This is a genomic window from Streptomyces sp. NPDC025806 (assembly GCF_055558275.1).
Genome location: NZ_JBVHMU010000005.1, coordinates 458195 through 471119, shown reverse-complemented (window position 1 = coordinate 471119; position 12925 = coordinate 458195). Strand labels below are relative to the sequence as shown.

General features: G+C 70.9%; 13 protein-coding genes and 1 pseudogene. 3 read left to right on the top strand and 11 right to left on the bottom strand.

The window, feature by feature from the left end:
• Positions 1 to 191: 191 nt before the first annotated feature.
• Complete coding sequence (locus ACZ4E1_RS15035) at positions 192 to 1073, bottom strand: trypsin-like serine protease (RefSeq protein WP_467539503.1); 882 nt, start codon at positions 1071 to 1073, stop codon at positions 192 to 194.
• A 194-nt stretch (positions 1074 to 1267) separates the two neighbouring features.
• Here ACZ4E1_RS15035 and ACZ4E1_RS15030 point away from each other — a divergent pair, with 194 nt between their 5' ends.
• On the top strand, positions 1268 to 1681 hold the full coding sequence (locus tag ACZ4E1_RS15030; protein WP_467539500.1) for a hypothetical protein: 414 nt from the start codon (positions 1268 to 1270) through the stop codon (positions 1679 to 1681).
• Positions 1682 to 1734: 53 nt separating this feature from the next.
• On the opposite strand, the gene ACZ4E1_RS15025 is transcribed toward ACZ4E1_RS15030, so the two are convergent.
• Positions 1735 to 2427 (bottom strand): VOC family protein, encoded by a 693-nt coding sequence (locus ACZ4E1_RS15025; protein WP_467539496.1) that lies wholly within the window; start codon positions 2425 to 2427, stop codon positions 1735 to 1737.
• A 218-nt stretch (positions 2428 to 2645) separates the two neighbouring features.
• On the opposite strand from ACZ4E1_RS15025, the gene ACZ4E1_RS15020 reads away from it, so the two are divergent.
• A complete protein-coding gene (locus ACZ4E1_RS15020; RefSeq protein ID WP_467539494.1) occupies positions 2646 to 3272 on the top strand; it encodes a hypothetical protein in 627 nt (208 codons plus the stop codon).
• Positions 3273 to 3332: 60 nt separating this feature from the next.
• Here the strand turns inward: ACZ4E1_RS15020 and ACZ4E1_RS15015 are convergent, their stop codons facing one another.
• The 6 genes from ACZ4E1_RS15015 to ACZ4E1_RS14990 form a co-directional block, all read right to left on the bottom strand.
• Positions 3333 to 3665 carry an SCO5918 family protein gene (locus ACZ4E1_RS15015; RefSeq protein ID WP_467539491.1) on the bottom strand — a complete coding sequence of 111 codons (333 nt, stop codon included), beginning with the start codon at positions 3663 to 3665 and terminating at the stop codon, positions 3333 to 3335.
• Positions 3666 to 3671: 6 nt separating this feature from the next.
• A complete protein-coding gene (locus tag ACZ4E1_RS15010; RefSeq protein WP_467539488.1) occupies positions 3672 to 4031 on the bottom strand; it encodes a CBS domain-containing protein in 360 nt (119 codons plus the stop codon).
• 46 nt (positions 4032 to 4077) lie between these two features.
• Positions 4078 to 5520: a DEAD/DEAH box helicase gene (locus ACZ4E1_RS15005; RefSeq protein WP_467539485.1), complete on the bottom strand. Its 1443-nt coding sequence runs from the start codon at positions 5518 to 5520 to the stop codon at positions 4078 to 4080.
• Positions 5521 to 5848: 328 nt separating this feature from the next.
• Positions 5849 to 6052 (bottom strand): cold-shock protein, encoded by a 204-nt coding sequence (locus ACZ4E1_RS15000; protein WP_004986771.1) that lies wholly within the window; start codon positions 6050 to 6052, stop codon positions 5849 to 5851.
• 327 nt (positions 6053 to 6379) lie between these two features.
• A complete protein-coding gene (locus tag ACZ4E1_RS14995; RefSeq protein ID WP_467539483.1) occupies positions 6380 to 8167 on the bottom strand; it encodes an RICIN domain-containing protein in 1788 nt (595 codons plus the stop codon).
• 70 nt (positions 8168 to 8237) lie between these two features.
• Positions 8238 to 10310 carry a hypothetical protein gene (locus tag ACZ4E1_RS14990; protein ID WP_467539481.1) on the bottom strand — a complete coding sequence of 691 codons (2073 nt, stop codon included), beginning with the start codon at positions 10308 to 10310 and terminating at the stop codon, positions 8238 to 8240.
• A 183-nt stretch (positions 10311 to 10493) separates the two neighbouring features.
• Here ACZ4E1_RS14990 and ACZ4E1_RS14985 point away from each other — a divergent pair, with 183 nt between their 5' ends.
• A complete protein-coding gene (locus ACZ4E1_RS14985; protein WP_467539480.1) occupies positions 10494 to 11759 on the top strand; it encodes an ROK family transcriptional regulator in 1266 nt (421 codons plus the stop codon).
• Between the two features lie 21 nt (positions 11760 to 11780).
• On the opposite strand, the gene ACZ4E1_RS14980 is transcribed toward ACZ4E1_RS14985, so the two are convergent.
• The 3 genes and pseudogenes from ACZ4E1_RS14980 to ACZ4E1_RS14970 form a co-directional block, all read right to left on the bottom strand.
• Positions 11781 to 11918: a hypothetical protein gene (locus ACZ4E1_RS14980; RefSeq protein WP_467539478.1), complete on the bottom strand. Its 138-nt coding sequence runs from the start codon at positions 11916 to 11918 to the stop codon at positions 11781 to 11783.
• A gap of 113 nt (positions 11919 to 12031) precedes the next feature.
• Positions 12032 to 12336: pseudogene (locus ACZ4E1_RS14975) on the bottom strand (IS5 family transposase); the annotation flags it as partial.
• 95 nt (positions 12337 to 12431) lie between these two features.
• Entirely contained in the window at positions 12432 to 12893 is a 462-nt protein-coding gene (locus tag ACZ4E1_RS14970) for a DUF2199 domain-containing protein (RefSeq protein WP_467539475.1), read from the bottom strand.
• Positions 12894 to 12925 lie beyond the last annotated feature (32 nt).

Below are 12925 nucleotides of genomic sequence, written 5' to 3'. Positions count from 1 at the left end.
GGTAGGGCTCCTCGGCGGGCCCTCTCCTCAAAAGCCGGATCGCAACTGCAGCACAGCCACGCGCTCCTGGCGCGGCATCACCGGCTGCCAGCCCGCCGCAACACACTGACCTGCGCGGTGCCCCGGCCCCGGGCGTCGAGTCCGGGACAGCGATGATCGCGTCCCGGGCTCTCTCCGGGGCCGGGGTGCCGTCACGGCAGTTGCACGAAGGGCGACAGGAAGGCGCGGGCTCCTGGCGTGTCCAGCCGGTAGGTGACGTTGGTGGCGTAGCACGGGCCGTCGCCGGTGATGGTCGTCGCCGCGAGGACGCGCTTGCCGCCGATGGTGGCGAAGTTGGGGCCGCCCGAATCCCCGTAGCAGGCACCGCCGTTGCCCTGGGGCGCGGTCATGGCGAGACGGACCCACGCGTTGTTGAGGGCGTCGAAGCTGACCGGCGCCTTCATGCGGACTCCGCCGCCGGGGTGGGTCTGGCCGCCTGGCCCGTTCACCGCTTCCCGGGTGCCGTAGCCGGCGACGGTCCAGTCGGTGGCGTCGAGCTTCCGCGGTCCCAGCGCGTCGAGTTGACCGGCGCTCGGCAGCGTGGCCGGAGTGAAGGACCACCGGGCCGACATCTTGGTCGCGGGCACCTCGACGACCGCGATGTCGTGCGGGTCGGAGGCGGGGCCCGGGTAATCGGGGTGACTGTGGGCCGTACCCGGGACGGCGACGGCAGCGGCCTGCGCGGCGGGGTCACCGGGGTACTTCTTCGCGGCGGCGTCCAGCCCGGCCTGCACGTCCTGGTCAAGCGAGACGTAGAACCGCACGTTGTCCGGCCAGTCCGTCGTGCAGTGGGACGCTGTCAGGAAAGTGTCGGCATCGATCATCGTGCCGGAGCACACCCAGTCGACGCGGTCGGGCGTGACCGGATCGCCATCGTCGTCCCAGGTGGCTATGAGCGCACCGACCTCGGTGCGTTCCGGAGCAGGGCTCGCGTTGTAGGAATTGATGGCGGGCGAGGGCACAGCGGCGGCGAGCACGGTGGCGCAGGCGGCCGCGGTGAGGGCGACGGCATGGATGGCGCGTTTGGCGGTCAAGAGGAACCCTTCGTCCGATAGTCGGGCGTTCCACCTGTGGGGGTGGGGGCATTGAAGCGCCTGTGATCGTTTGTGACAAGAGCGCGGAGCTGCGACTTGGGTTCTGCCGGACGTCCCGGCCGACGTCACCCGCCGCGTCCGCTGCGACCTGCACGACAGGCGACGTGCGCCCTGCCGATGGCTACTCTGACGATGTGGCCGATGAAGAGGGCAGTGGGAGCGGCTCGGTCCGACGCTCCGTGTGGGATCCGGTGTCGTCGACCGTCGGGCTGGAGCTGGCCGGCCTCGCGATCTCCGGATTGGTCGCTCTGGTGGGGTGGCCGTTCGGATGGCTGCCCGACACCGAATTCGTCGGCTTCGTGACATGCGTCCTGGCGATCAGCCCCGCGATCGAGCTGTACCACGAGGCGAGCCCTCCCCGCCGGCTTGCCGCCGTCACCGCTCTCCTCGCCCTGGTGACGGCGAGACTGCTCGTGGCCGCAGTGGCGAACTGGGCCTTTCCCGCGTCGGCCGATCAGGGCATCGGTGTCCTCGCCGGCTACCTTGTCGCGCTGCCCGTCGGGGTGGCCGTGCTGGCTTGGTTCATCGGCAGGGCGGACGCCGACTGAGCTGACGCGGCACCGCGACAAGCGCGGCGAGTGGCTGCGGCCGGCCCGTTGTGTCAGCCGTCTCGGCCCTGCCACGTGGTGACGCAGGCTTCGTTCCCTTCCAGGTCGGCAAGCACCCAGAAGGCAGGGGCGCGGGTCGAGGACACGAGTCGGCCCCCAGCCGCCAGCGCGGCTTCGATCCACCGGCGTGCCTCGTCATGCGGAACGCTGATGTCGATATGGATGCGATTGCACTGCGGTCGCGCGCGGTCCATTTGCTGGAACCAGACGGCCGGGCCCTGCCGGACCGGGTCGACGAGCGGATCCTGCGGCCCCTCGGCACCGGCCTCATCGGCATAGCCCAACACCGCCTTCCAGAACGGTCGAATCCCGGCGATGTTCAGGGCGTCGATCGCAATCTCCAGAACCTGGACGGACCGAGGTGCCCCCGCGCCGAGGCCGGGCCCCGGCAGAAACCCGGACTTGCGAGCGGTGGCAGAGATCCGATGCGCGAGTTCGATGTCCCGCGCAGTGACGGCCGCGTGGACCAGCGACTGCAGTGTGAAGACGGCCCGATCGGGGCGGGCATCGACCTGGAGATGACGATCGGCCTCGTCGCCGCACACTGCGACAGCGTCCGCCGCAAAGCTGATCGCTTGAGCCAACGTGCTGACCGGGACCGACGTCTGCAAGGCGCCCAGCATGTAGCGCCACCCGTGATCCTGGACCGCCTCCGACGCTTCCTGCCGACTCAGAACCTGCGCCATGACCGCATCCTTGCAGCCCCACCGTCGACCCCGCCTGCCGGCACTTCCGATATCGGCCCTGGCAGTTGCTCCCCCTGACGGCCGGCACCCTGCCGTGACCCGAGCCCTCTGATGTCTGCGGCATTTGTGACGCCGAAAGTCACGCGCGGGGCCTTCCGGTGCGCGGCGGGTGCGGGCACCATGCGGGGAGCACGAGTTCATGGATCGGAACAACCATCATGTATCTGACCATAGTTCGCCTGCCCCGACTCACCCGCAGACACTTCATCGCCGCCACCACGGCGACGGCCACGGCCGCGACCTGGAGCGTGGCCTCCCCCACCGCGTGGGCCGGCGCCCCGGAACAACCGGGCTCCGATCCGTACGAGCGGACCGCGCGCGCCGCGGCCATGAACTGGCGTCGCCTGCCGACCGGTTGGCAGGACGCCCCGTTCCTCGCCAACGGCCGTCTCGGTGTCCAGCTCTATCAGGGCGGTACGCCGAACACGCTGAAGCTCATGCTCAGCCACACCGAGGTCGAGGACCAGCGCGGCCAATGGCGCGGCGGGATCGGCTTCTCGCGCCTGCCCATCGGCTACTTCACCCTCACTCTCGCCGGCGACGTCACGGGCGTCGACTGGACCCTCGACCCGTACGACGCCGAACTGCGCGGCACCGTCACCACCACCCGCGGCAGCCTCGCCCTCACTGCCCTGGTGCACAACGACACCTCGACGCTGCTCGTCTCGACCCGCCCCAGCCCGGGCGAGGAGGCCTCGGCCTGGACGTTCCAGTGGCTGCGCGCCGCGACCACGCGTACCTCCGGCAAGCCCGCAGGGGGCGCAGAAGTGAAGCCCCGGGCCTGAGTGCTCGGTCGGAGAGGCCCTGCCGGTGTGTGCCGAACGGAGTTCACCGCTTCGTTCGGATCACACCTGGCCGTACCGGAGACGGGCCGGCGGAGAACCGAGCAGTGCGGAGGCCCGCTGGTACGGGTCGAGTCCGGGGGTAGGCCCGGGCGGGGCCGTGGGGGCGGTACGGCAGGTGAAGCCGAGCTGCACCATGGCCCTGACGACCTCGCCGGAGCTGAAGTCGCGGCGGTCCTGGCGGGTGATGATCTGGCCGACCTGTTTGGCGGGGTAATGGCGCCGGCCGATGACGACGAGGTCACCGGTGGCCGGTTCGGGCTTGACGCCCTTCATCGACTCGAGCACACCGCTCTTCGTCAGGTCGAACGGGAAACGGGCGATGACGCAGCGCATGATGCCTCACAGGTGGGCGGGAAGGGCGAGGACGCTCCGGTGACTCGCAAGGCGGCCGGGGCCCGACACCGTGTGCTGTACCGGCGGGAAGAGTCCCGAGCCGGCGGCGATGTCGCGCAGGCGGGTCCGGTCGGTGTACCGAGGGCTCTCCCGCACCGCGGTGAGCCCCGCGAGGGTAACGTGCCCGGTGTACGAGCCGTCCTCGTCGCAGATGACCAGGTGTCCGGTGCCGGCGGCGGCCATGAGGGAGAGCGCGACCTCGACGGTCATCGCGTCCCAGACCTGCGGCCCGGCCTGGTCGAGGGGGTCGGCGGTCTCGAGCGCCGTGCTGCGGGCCGGGCGGGGGTGCATCTGGACGAGGGTCAATAGGTGCCTCCTGGAGTGACGTGCCAGTTTCCTGATCATGAAGCTGTTACGCGGCCGCTCTCGGGGTGGCCGCGGCGGGGCGGCGCCGGCGGGATGCCGCGCCCCCGCGCCTCCTGCCGCCCGGGCGGGTCTCGGTCAGCGGTGCGGTGATGACGACGGGGACCCCGGAGGGAGCCTGCGCGCCGGTGATGCGGTGCAGATCGGGCGTGCCGGCGCCGACCTGGGTGATCTGCGGGACGATCCCGGCTGTCGCCATGAGACGGGTCATGCTGCGGCGCTGGTTGGGGGTCAGCAGGGTGACGACGCTTCCGGACGCGCCGGCGCGGGCCGTGCGGCCGCCGCGGTGGAGGTAGTCCTTGTGGTCGCTGGGCGGGTCCACGTTGACGACGAGATCCAGGTTGTCGACGTGGATGCCGCGCGCGGCGACATTGGTGGCCACCAGCACGCTGATGTGCCCCGTCTTGAACTGGTTCAGGGTGCGGGTGCGCTGTGGCTGCGTCTTGCCGCCGTGCAGGGCCGCGGCCCGCACTCCGCTGCCCAGGAGGTGCTCGGTGAGGCGGTCGACGGCGTGCTTGGTGTCGAGGAAGAGGATCACGCGCCCGTCGCGCGCGGCGATCTCGGTGGTGGTCGCGTGCTTGTCGGTGCTCCGGACATGGAGCACGTGATGCTCCATGGTGCTGACCGCTCCCGCGGAGGGATCGACGGAGTGCACCACGGCGTCGCTGAGGTAGCGGCGCACGAGCAGGTCGACGTTGCGGTCGAGCGTGGCCGAGAACAGCATGCGCTGCCCGCCGGGGCGCACCTGGTCGAGCAGCGCCGTGACCTGGGGCATGAAGCCCAAGTCGGTCATCTGGTCCGCCTCGTCGAGGACCGTGATCGCCACCTGGTCCAGGCGGCAGAATCCGCGGTCGACGAGGTCTGCCAGCCGCCCGGGCGTGGCGATGACGATCTCGGCTCCGCCGCGCAGCGCGGTCGCCTGGCGCCGGATCGGCATGCCGCCCACCACCATGGTCAGCCGGAGTCGCACCGCGCGGGCGAACGGGGTCAGCGCTTCGGTGACCTGCTGCGCGAGTTCACGGGTCGGTACGAGGACGAGGGCGAGCGGTTGCCGGGGTTCGGCACGGCGTCCGGCGGTGCGGGCGAGCAGGGCCAGGCCGAAGGCGAGGGTCTTGCCCGAGCCGGTGCGGCCCCGGCCCAGGACGTCCCGGCCCGCGAGTGAGTTCGGCAGCGTCGCGGCCTGGATCGCGAACGGCGCGGTCAGGCCCTGCGCGCCTAGCGCGGACAGGAGCTCCCCGGGCAGGTCGAGATCCGCGAAGCGCTCCACAGCGGGCAGGGCGGGGGTGATCGTCACGGGGAGGGCGAACTCTCCCGGTGTCCGGGCGGGGCGGCCGGCCGGGTGACCGGTGCGGGGCGCGCCGGAGTTCTTCGGGCCGGTTCGGCCGGTGTCACGCGTTCGGGAGAAGCCGGTGGTCGTACGTGTGCGGTTCATGCGGAACCTTCCTTGATCCGGCACTCATCAAGGAATCCCCGCGGCGTCGAGCAGTGCGGAAGGTCACAAGAAGGGGCCGATTGAGACGCGACGAAAAAGACGATCGCGTGAGGCCTGCGCGAGACTCCCAAATCATGAGGAGCCCGCGCCGGCCGATTTCTTCTGTGACTCGCTCCACAGAAATTCGGCGCGCATACGCCGGGCGGGACACGTAAATCGAACAGACCCGGAGGGTCCTGCTTCGATGCCACGGCCCCAAAGTGCATGCAGCTGGGGCCCGCACCCCGAAGGATGCGGGCCCCAGCTGCAAGTGAGTGCTTCAGTCGCGTCAGGCCGGAACGATGTTCTCGGCCGTCGGGCCCTTCTGGCCCTGAGCGATGTCGAAGCTGACCTTCTGGCCCTCGAGCAGCTCGCGGAAGCCCTGGGCGGCGATGTTCGAGTAGTGGGCGAACACGTCAGCGCCGCCACCGTCCTGCTCGATGAAGCCGAAGCCCTTTTCAGCGTTGAACCACTTCACGGTACCTGTAGCCATGTCATTCTCCTTCGGGGCAGTGCATCGGCATCCGCACCGTGCGGAGCCGTGTCGCCGCGATGATTGCCCCGACCGGCAAATGAGCCGGCATTTTCAGATTCATCCCGGCGGAATAAATCCCGTCGGGAGGCCGTGAATTTTGGGAACCACAACTGCAACTGAGAACGACAGTAGCACGCGCCCACCGCCTCAGGCTCACCGAAATTTCCGGCTCTGCCTGAGGCGGCAGTAATTCTGTATGTGCGTCGACCTGAATCCTAAATTCGCCAGTACAGATATTGCGGGGTGAACCAGCACAGATATTGCGGGGTGAAGTCGTGCGCGGGCTCAGCCGACGCGGTCGAGGGTGAGGGTCTGTTCGGCCGGGGTCCGGCCGCCGCCCACCGCCGAGCCGCTGGTGTCGGTCCAGGCGCGGGTCGGGGTCGTCTCGGCCGCGCGGCGGGCGTCGGCCGACATCCCGATGACCAGGCCGCTGTAGCGGTTGACCAGCTTGTACGTGCCTGTGGGCCGGCCCGAGGCGTCCCGGCCCTGGATCACGAACCACTGCTGGCCGACGGACGGGCCGCCCTTGGGCGCGGCGGTCACGGTCGGCTTCGCCGCCCAGGCCCGGCCCGACTTCCTGGTGGAGTCGACCCCGAGGAGCCTCCCGCTGTCCGCGTTGGCGATGCGGTACGAGCCGTCGCCGTCGGCGGTGAAGGTCCACTTGCTGCGGGCGGAGCCGTTCGCGGCGGGCAGCGAGGTCGTGTCGTCGCCGGTGGACTGCGCCAGTGCGCGGCCGTCGGCGTTCGTGATGGTGTAGGTGGCGCCCGAGGTGACCGGCGTGGCAGGGGAATCCGTCCCGATCGAGGTCTCGTAGTACTCGCCACTGCCGCCGCCCGAGCACTGCCAGGAGCAGTAGCTGCGGAAGTTCTTGCCGACGACGGTGGAGCCCGTCTTGTTGACCGAGTCCAGCATCCAGCGGTACCAGGAGCCGGTCTTGTACGAGCCGGTGTCCCCGATCAGCTTCCACTTCTGTGTGGCGAGGTCGTCGGTGGCGTAGAAGCGCTGTGGTTCGCTGCTGTCCTGGACGACCGCCTCGGGCTGGCCGATGTACAGGCCGAGGTAGGCGTTGTAGACGATGTTCATCGTCAACAGGTCGGACTTGGCGGGGAGTTCGCCTGCCGCGACCTGTTCGGCGACGGTGCCGTCGTTCGACGGGTCGTAGTCGTGCTCGACGGGGGTGTAGCCGCTCGGGTGGTCGGCGTCGACCGGTTCCATGTTGGATTCCTTGCCGCCGACACCGGGCTGGGACCAGGCGCCGTCGTACCACTTCTTCCACGAACCGGGCGCCATCTTCGCCGACATCGGCGCCCGCGCCACGTGCCCGCGGCTTCCGTCGGTCCAGCCGCCCGAGACCCCGCCCTTGGGGATGGCACGGGAGTTGTAATAGACGTAGAAGTAGCCCGAAGCGGTGTCGACGAACAGCCGCGGGTCTCCGTTGCCGTAGTAGTAGAGGTCGTTGGGGAAGGCCTCGGTGTCGCCGCGCTTCGTGCTGTACGGCGAGGTCAGGACGTGGTCCTTGATGTCCCAGGTCCGGCCCTGGTCCTTGGAGACCGCGTAGTCGATCGCGTCGTAGTGCAGTCCGTCAGCGAAGGGGCTGGGGGTGAACTCGTTGTGCACGAGGCCGTACCAGTCGCCGGTGTCGGGATCGACCCAGACGCCCACCAGGTCGCAGTAGTTCTTCTGGGAGTAGTGCGAGGTGTCCGGTGCGTACGTCGCCGCGCGGCCGGTGGGGCTGTTGTTGCAGCGCCAGGTCGTGTCGTCGTTGCGGTCGCGGGAGTCGGCCGGGTTCACGGCCCCGCTCAGTGCGGTGTCGAGCTTGGCGGAGTCGAAGTCCGTCCCTGTGTAGAAGGACCACTTGCGCGGGTCGTTCGCGGCGTACAGGGCGTGCGCGGACTGGTAGTGGAAGGTGCCGTCCTTGTCGATGTACGTCGCGGCGGGGGTGTCGTCGGGGTTGTTCCACTTTCCCAGCGCCCCGACGCGCACGGAGTAGGTCGGCTCCGCGCTGTCCGCCGCTGCCGGGGATGACAGCGCCGCACCTGCCAGCAGGGCGGCGACCGCGGCGATGGCGCTCACGGCTCGTGCTCTGGAACGGGATGGCACAGGTACTCCTCGCTTCAGGGGAGGGTGGGGGTTCGGCGGCCCGCTATCGGCTCGCGGCGGGCCGCCATTCGAGTACCGCCCAGCCGCGGTGCGGCAGTGCGGACCCGAGTTCGAGGTGGCCGCCGGACGCGGCGGCGGGGACCGGGGCGGTTGCGGCCAGCGGGGCGAGCACGGTGGCCCGCACCAGGTCGGGCAGGGCTCCGGAGGGGGGCAGGTCGACGCGTACCCGGCCGGGATCGGCGCTGCCGTTCGCGACCGCGAGCCGGACGAGGTCGCCGCTGCGGGCGGCGTGCGGGATCAGGTGCGGACTGCCGTGCACCAGCGGCAGTTTCGGTTCCGCGCCCTCAAGGAAGCGCACGGTCGCGTGGAGCAGTCGCTGCCCGAGGTCGCGGCGGGCCAGGTCGGCGGGGGCTGTCGCGGCGAGCACGGCGACCCGGCCGCCGAGCGCGTTCACGAAGTGCGAGCGGCCCACACCCCAGTACGCGCCGTCCGGTGTCCAGACCTCGGTGACGGCTTCGGCGCCGGGCAGTGCGTCGAGGCGGGCGAGCGCCGGCTGCACGTCCACGCTCAGCACGGCTTCCGCGTCTCCGGTCACCTGCTCGACGGCGTACGGTCCGGGTTGGACCTGCTCTTCGCGGCCGTGCACGCGGGCCCGTACGCCGATCAGTCCGGCGAACCCGCGCTGTGTGAGGCGTTGCGCGGCCACGCCGTCCAGGAGCAGTCCGCCGCGCAGCATCGCCCGCAGTTGGTCGTCGTCGAAGGCGGCGGGGCAGCGCCCGAACAGGGCCTGCACCGGTGCCGGTCCGGATGTGACGGGCACGCCGTATCCGAGCAGGAAGTCCGCCGCCGGCCCGGGGTCCGCGGCGAGCTCATGCAGGGTGCCGCGGTCCGTGCCCAGGTGCGCGGCGGTGTCCGGGCGCCAGGGCAGACCGACGCCGAGCGGTTCCGCTTCTCCCGTACGGCGGTGCGCGAGCCAGTCGAGGGCCGGGCGTGAGCGGCGCAGGAGGGAGTCGATCCGGGGGTGGCGGTCCGGGTGGCCGGCCGTGCTGGGGTGCACGTTGAGGAGCAGCGCGTCAGCCCCGGCGAGCTGCGCCGTCACCATCTCGGACCAGGTCTGGGTGTCCGATTTCGACCAGGCCGTGTGGGGCCAGTTCTCGATCTCGGGTTCGCAGGCCACGTGCGTGGGCCGCAGGGTGCGCTGGGCCTCCAGGGACCACACGGCGGAGGTCAGGGCGCGGGCCGGGGTGTCGGAGTAGGGGGCGAAGTGGGGCCGGTGCGTGACGCGGCCGCCGACCGAGAGGGCGCCGAACAGGGCGTCCCAGTCGCGGCCTTCGACCGAGTGCATGGCCGGCAGCGAGCTCATCAGACCCAGCGCGGTGGTCCCTTGCGAATTGTCCGCGACCGTCTGCGCGAGGCCTGCGCCGACTTCGAGCTGGGCCGTGCGCCACACCTGCTGGAGCAGGGCCCGCCAGGGGTGCGGGGGTCCGGGCCGGGTGACGGCCGCCACCACCTCTTCCCGCGTCACCTCGCGGTGTACGAGCCGTGCGAGGCGGTCCAGCATCAGTGGCTCGAAGCCGCCGCCCCAGTCCAGCGGCGCGTGGTTGTGGAAGCGGAAGTCGTCCTCCACCCACAGCACCCGGAAGCCGAGCGTGGCGAAGCGCCCGTAGTGCGCGTACAGCCAGGAGCGCCAGACCGGGCAGGCGAACGAGGCCTGGGCGGCGGCCGGCCGGCCGCTCGGCGAGACCATGGGGGCGAAGCCGAGCCGGTCCGTCCGGCCCCGGTCCGCGTGCCCGACCGTCACCCACGGGTTGAGGCTGACGTCGAGGCCGGCTGCGGCCAGCACCGTACGGGCCTCGGCCGCCGCCGCGAACCAGGTCTCCTCCTCGGCGCCGAAGAGGTGGCCGGTGTACGCCTCCTCGGCGCCGAGCAGCAGGACGACCTCGTCGACCTCGTTCTCCTGGCACACCTTCGCCAGGGCCCGGGCCCGCTCCGCGAGATCGTGGCCGGGCCGCAGTTGGTGCCGCACGTGCAGGCGGGCTCGTGTGCCGTCGCGGGGCTCTGCGTGCGCCGGGGCGGACGTCGCACCGGCCGTCTTCGTGCTGCGCACCTTCGTCATCGCCTCCGTCGCCGGGCTCCAGGACCGCACCCGCCATTAGTTCGGCTAGGATCCAAAATTAATACTTCCTCGTCAACGGGGTGAGGCGAGAAACTTCCGTCGTCCAGGTGGGCCCCTCACCGCACGGCCGATCACTCACGTACGTTGACGGGCAGCACGAGTGAGCACGCGAGGAGAGCGCGAGTGACGGCAGATCTGCGGGGACCGGGCGTACGCAATCCGGGAGGCGACCCGGCGCACCGGCCGGGCGACCGCGCCTCGCTGCGCCGCGCCAATCTCGGCCTGGTGCTGCGGCTGTTGCGCGATGCGGGACCCCGGCCGCGCACACAGCTCGCGGCCGACACGGGGCTGCCCAAGGCCACGATCACCAATCTGGTGGCCGAGCTGGTCGAGCGGGGTCTGGTGCGCGAGGGCGACACGGCCAGGGACGGCTCGGTGGGGCGGCCGAGCCGCACCGTGGAGATCGACGGACGGACCATCTGCGGCATCGGCCTGGAGATCAGCGCCGACTACCTGCTGCTCATCGCGCTCGACCTGCGCGGCGAGGTGACCGCCGAACGCCACATCGCCCTGGATGTCCGGGGAATCGCCGCCGAGGACGCGCTCGACCGCACCGCGGACGTGATCCGTGCCACCTGCCGGACGCTGCGCGGCCGCGGAATGCGCCCGGTGGCGGTGACGGTCGCGGCGCCCGGCGTGATCGAGCGCGACAGCGGAGTGGTGTCGTACGCGCCCAACATCGGGTGGCGCAACGTCGACGTGGTCGGCGGCCTGACCTCACGCCTCGGTCCGAAGGGCCCTCCGGTCACGTTGGAGAACGACGCCAAACTCGGCGCCGTCGCCGAGTACTTGGTCGCGGCCGCCGCCGACATCCACGATCTGATCTACGTGACCGGCGAGACCGGGATCGGCGGCGCCATCATCTCGGACGGGCGGCTGCTGCGGGGCTCGGCCGGTTTCGCGGGCGAGATCGGCCACATGCGTCTGACGCCCGACGGGAAACTGTGCGCGTGCGGGCGGCGCGGCTGCTGGGAGACCCTGGTCGGCCTGCGGGCACTGCTCGAACTCGCCGCCGCACCCGACGATCCGGTGCGCGACGCCACGGTCGACCTGGAGGCACGCCTCACGGGACTCCGCCGCCGCGCCGACGCGGGCGATCCGGCCACCACGGCGGCGCTCGACAGCATCGTCGACGGCCTGGCGCTCGGCCTCGCGGCGCTCGCCGACATCCTCAACCCGCGCGCGATCGTCCTCGGCGGCTGGTTCACCTACTTCGCCGACCACCTGACGGCGCGCGTGCAGCAGGAACTCACCGAGCGCGTGATGGCCCCCGGCGCCGGCGGCTGCACCGTGCTCACCTCGACGCTCGGGTTCAGCGCGGCGGCGCGCGGCGGCGCGTCGCTCGCGCTCGACACCGTGTACCGGGATCCGGGCGGGACGCTGGTGTAGCGGGCCCGGCTCCACCGCGCTTCAGCAGTCCGGAAGCCCGTCCCAGGCGAGGCGGCGGGGCCGGCTCGGGTCGGACACGTCGCGGGACTGCTCGTCGAACAGGTAGGTGGTGCGCTGGGTTGTCGTGTACGGGGTCCAGCCCGGTTCGCCCTGGTGCACGAACCGGGCGACGGCTTGCTGGAGGGTGTCCGTGACGGCTCGGTCCCCTCACGAGACCCGACCCGCCCACAGCTGATCGGTCATCGACTGAGAGGTCGTTTCATCTTGCTGTTTCATCCCGGGATGCAGCTTTGGCGCGTTGGTGTCGGGTCGCGCCAGGAGATGACGTTCTCACTGGTGAGGCGGTGAGCCATGAGATCGGTCGGGGCGTGGTGGATCATGGTTTCGGAGCGGTGCGGGTGGGTTTCGTAGTCGCGGGCAGGGCGGCGACAAAACATGAGCCGGCCGTAGGTTCGCTCGACCGTCCAGCGTTTCGGGATCGGGGTGAATCCCCTGTCCCTGGGGCTCGTTGGACGATTTCGAGGTCGACGCGGCAGCTCAAGGTCGACCGCGAGTCGGCGCGTCCACACGCGTACCCTGCGCTGCCATCTCAAGCGCTCACGGCGCCAACAGGAGTGCGATCCGTGCCCGCGACTCAGCCGCCGTGGAGTCCCCGCTCGTCGCGCCGGCCGGTCACTGCTGCTGGTCCGCGCTGGGGTGGAGCACGGCCATCGCGATCTCCCGCACGCGGTCCAGGGTGATCCCTGTGCGCTGTTCGACGGCGAGGGGGTGGTCGGTGGGCTCCAGCTCGACGAAGGGGCGCTCACCGACCGGACGGGTGTGCACGTGCGTCTTCAGACTGAGGGTGGTCGGGTAGGCCGGCAGTTCGGTGGTGAGCCAGCCGAAGTACGGCTCCTCAGCCTCGCGGCCGGGGGTATCCCGCAGGTCCAAAGCCCTGGAGAAGCTCTCGCGGCTGAGCGAGACCCAGACGCCCCAGGAGAACACCTCGTCACTGCCGATGACCGGTATCTCGATCATGCCCTTGACGAAGAAGTGCTGTCCGCGAAGCACGCACTGGGCTGCGGACAGCAGGCAGTCGTCGGCGTCGGCGAAGGCCGGGTCCCACACGGCCGGAGCCTCGGCCGTGTAGTTCATCGGAAGCTCCGGGTGGCGGGCCCCGCAGCACG

What these genes read in the sequence shown, in the direction of transcription:
- ACZ4E1_RS14970 (WP_467539475.1), bottom strand. Translation starts at nt 12,893, where the DNA reads ATGAACTACACGGCCGAGGCTCCGGCCGTGTGGGACCCGGCCTTCGCC.
- ACZ4E1_RS15025 (WP_467539496.1), bottom strand. Translation starts at nt 2,427, where the DNA reads ATGGCGCAGGTTCTGAGTCGGCAGGAAGCGTCGGAGGCGGTCCAGGAT.
- ACZ4E1_RS15000 (WP_004986771.1), bottom strand. Translation starts at nt 6,052, where the DNA reads ATGGCTACAGGTACCGTGAAGTGGTTCAACGCTGAAAAGGGCTTCGGC.
- ACZ4E1_RS15005 (WP_467539485.1), bottom strand. Translation starts at nt 5,520, where the DNA reads ATGAACCGCACACGTACGACCACCGGCTTCTCCCGAACGCGTGACACC.
- ACZ4E1_RS15015 (WP_467539491.1), bottom strand. Translation starts at nt 3,665, where the DNA reads ATGCGCTGCGTCATCGCCCGTTTCCCGTTCGACCTGACGAAGAGCGGT.
- ACZ4E1_RS14990 (WP_467539481.1), bottom strand. Translation starts at nt 10,310, where the DNA reads ATGACGAAGGTGCGCAGCACGAAGACGGCCGGTGCGACGTCCGCCCCG.
- ACZ4E1_RS15020 (WP_467539494.1), top strand. Translation starts at nt 2,646, where the DNA reads ATGTATCTGACCATAGTTCGCCTGCCCCGACTCACCCGCAGACACTTC.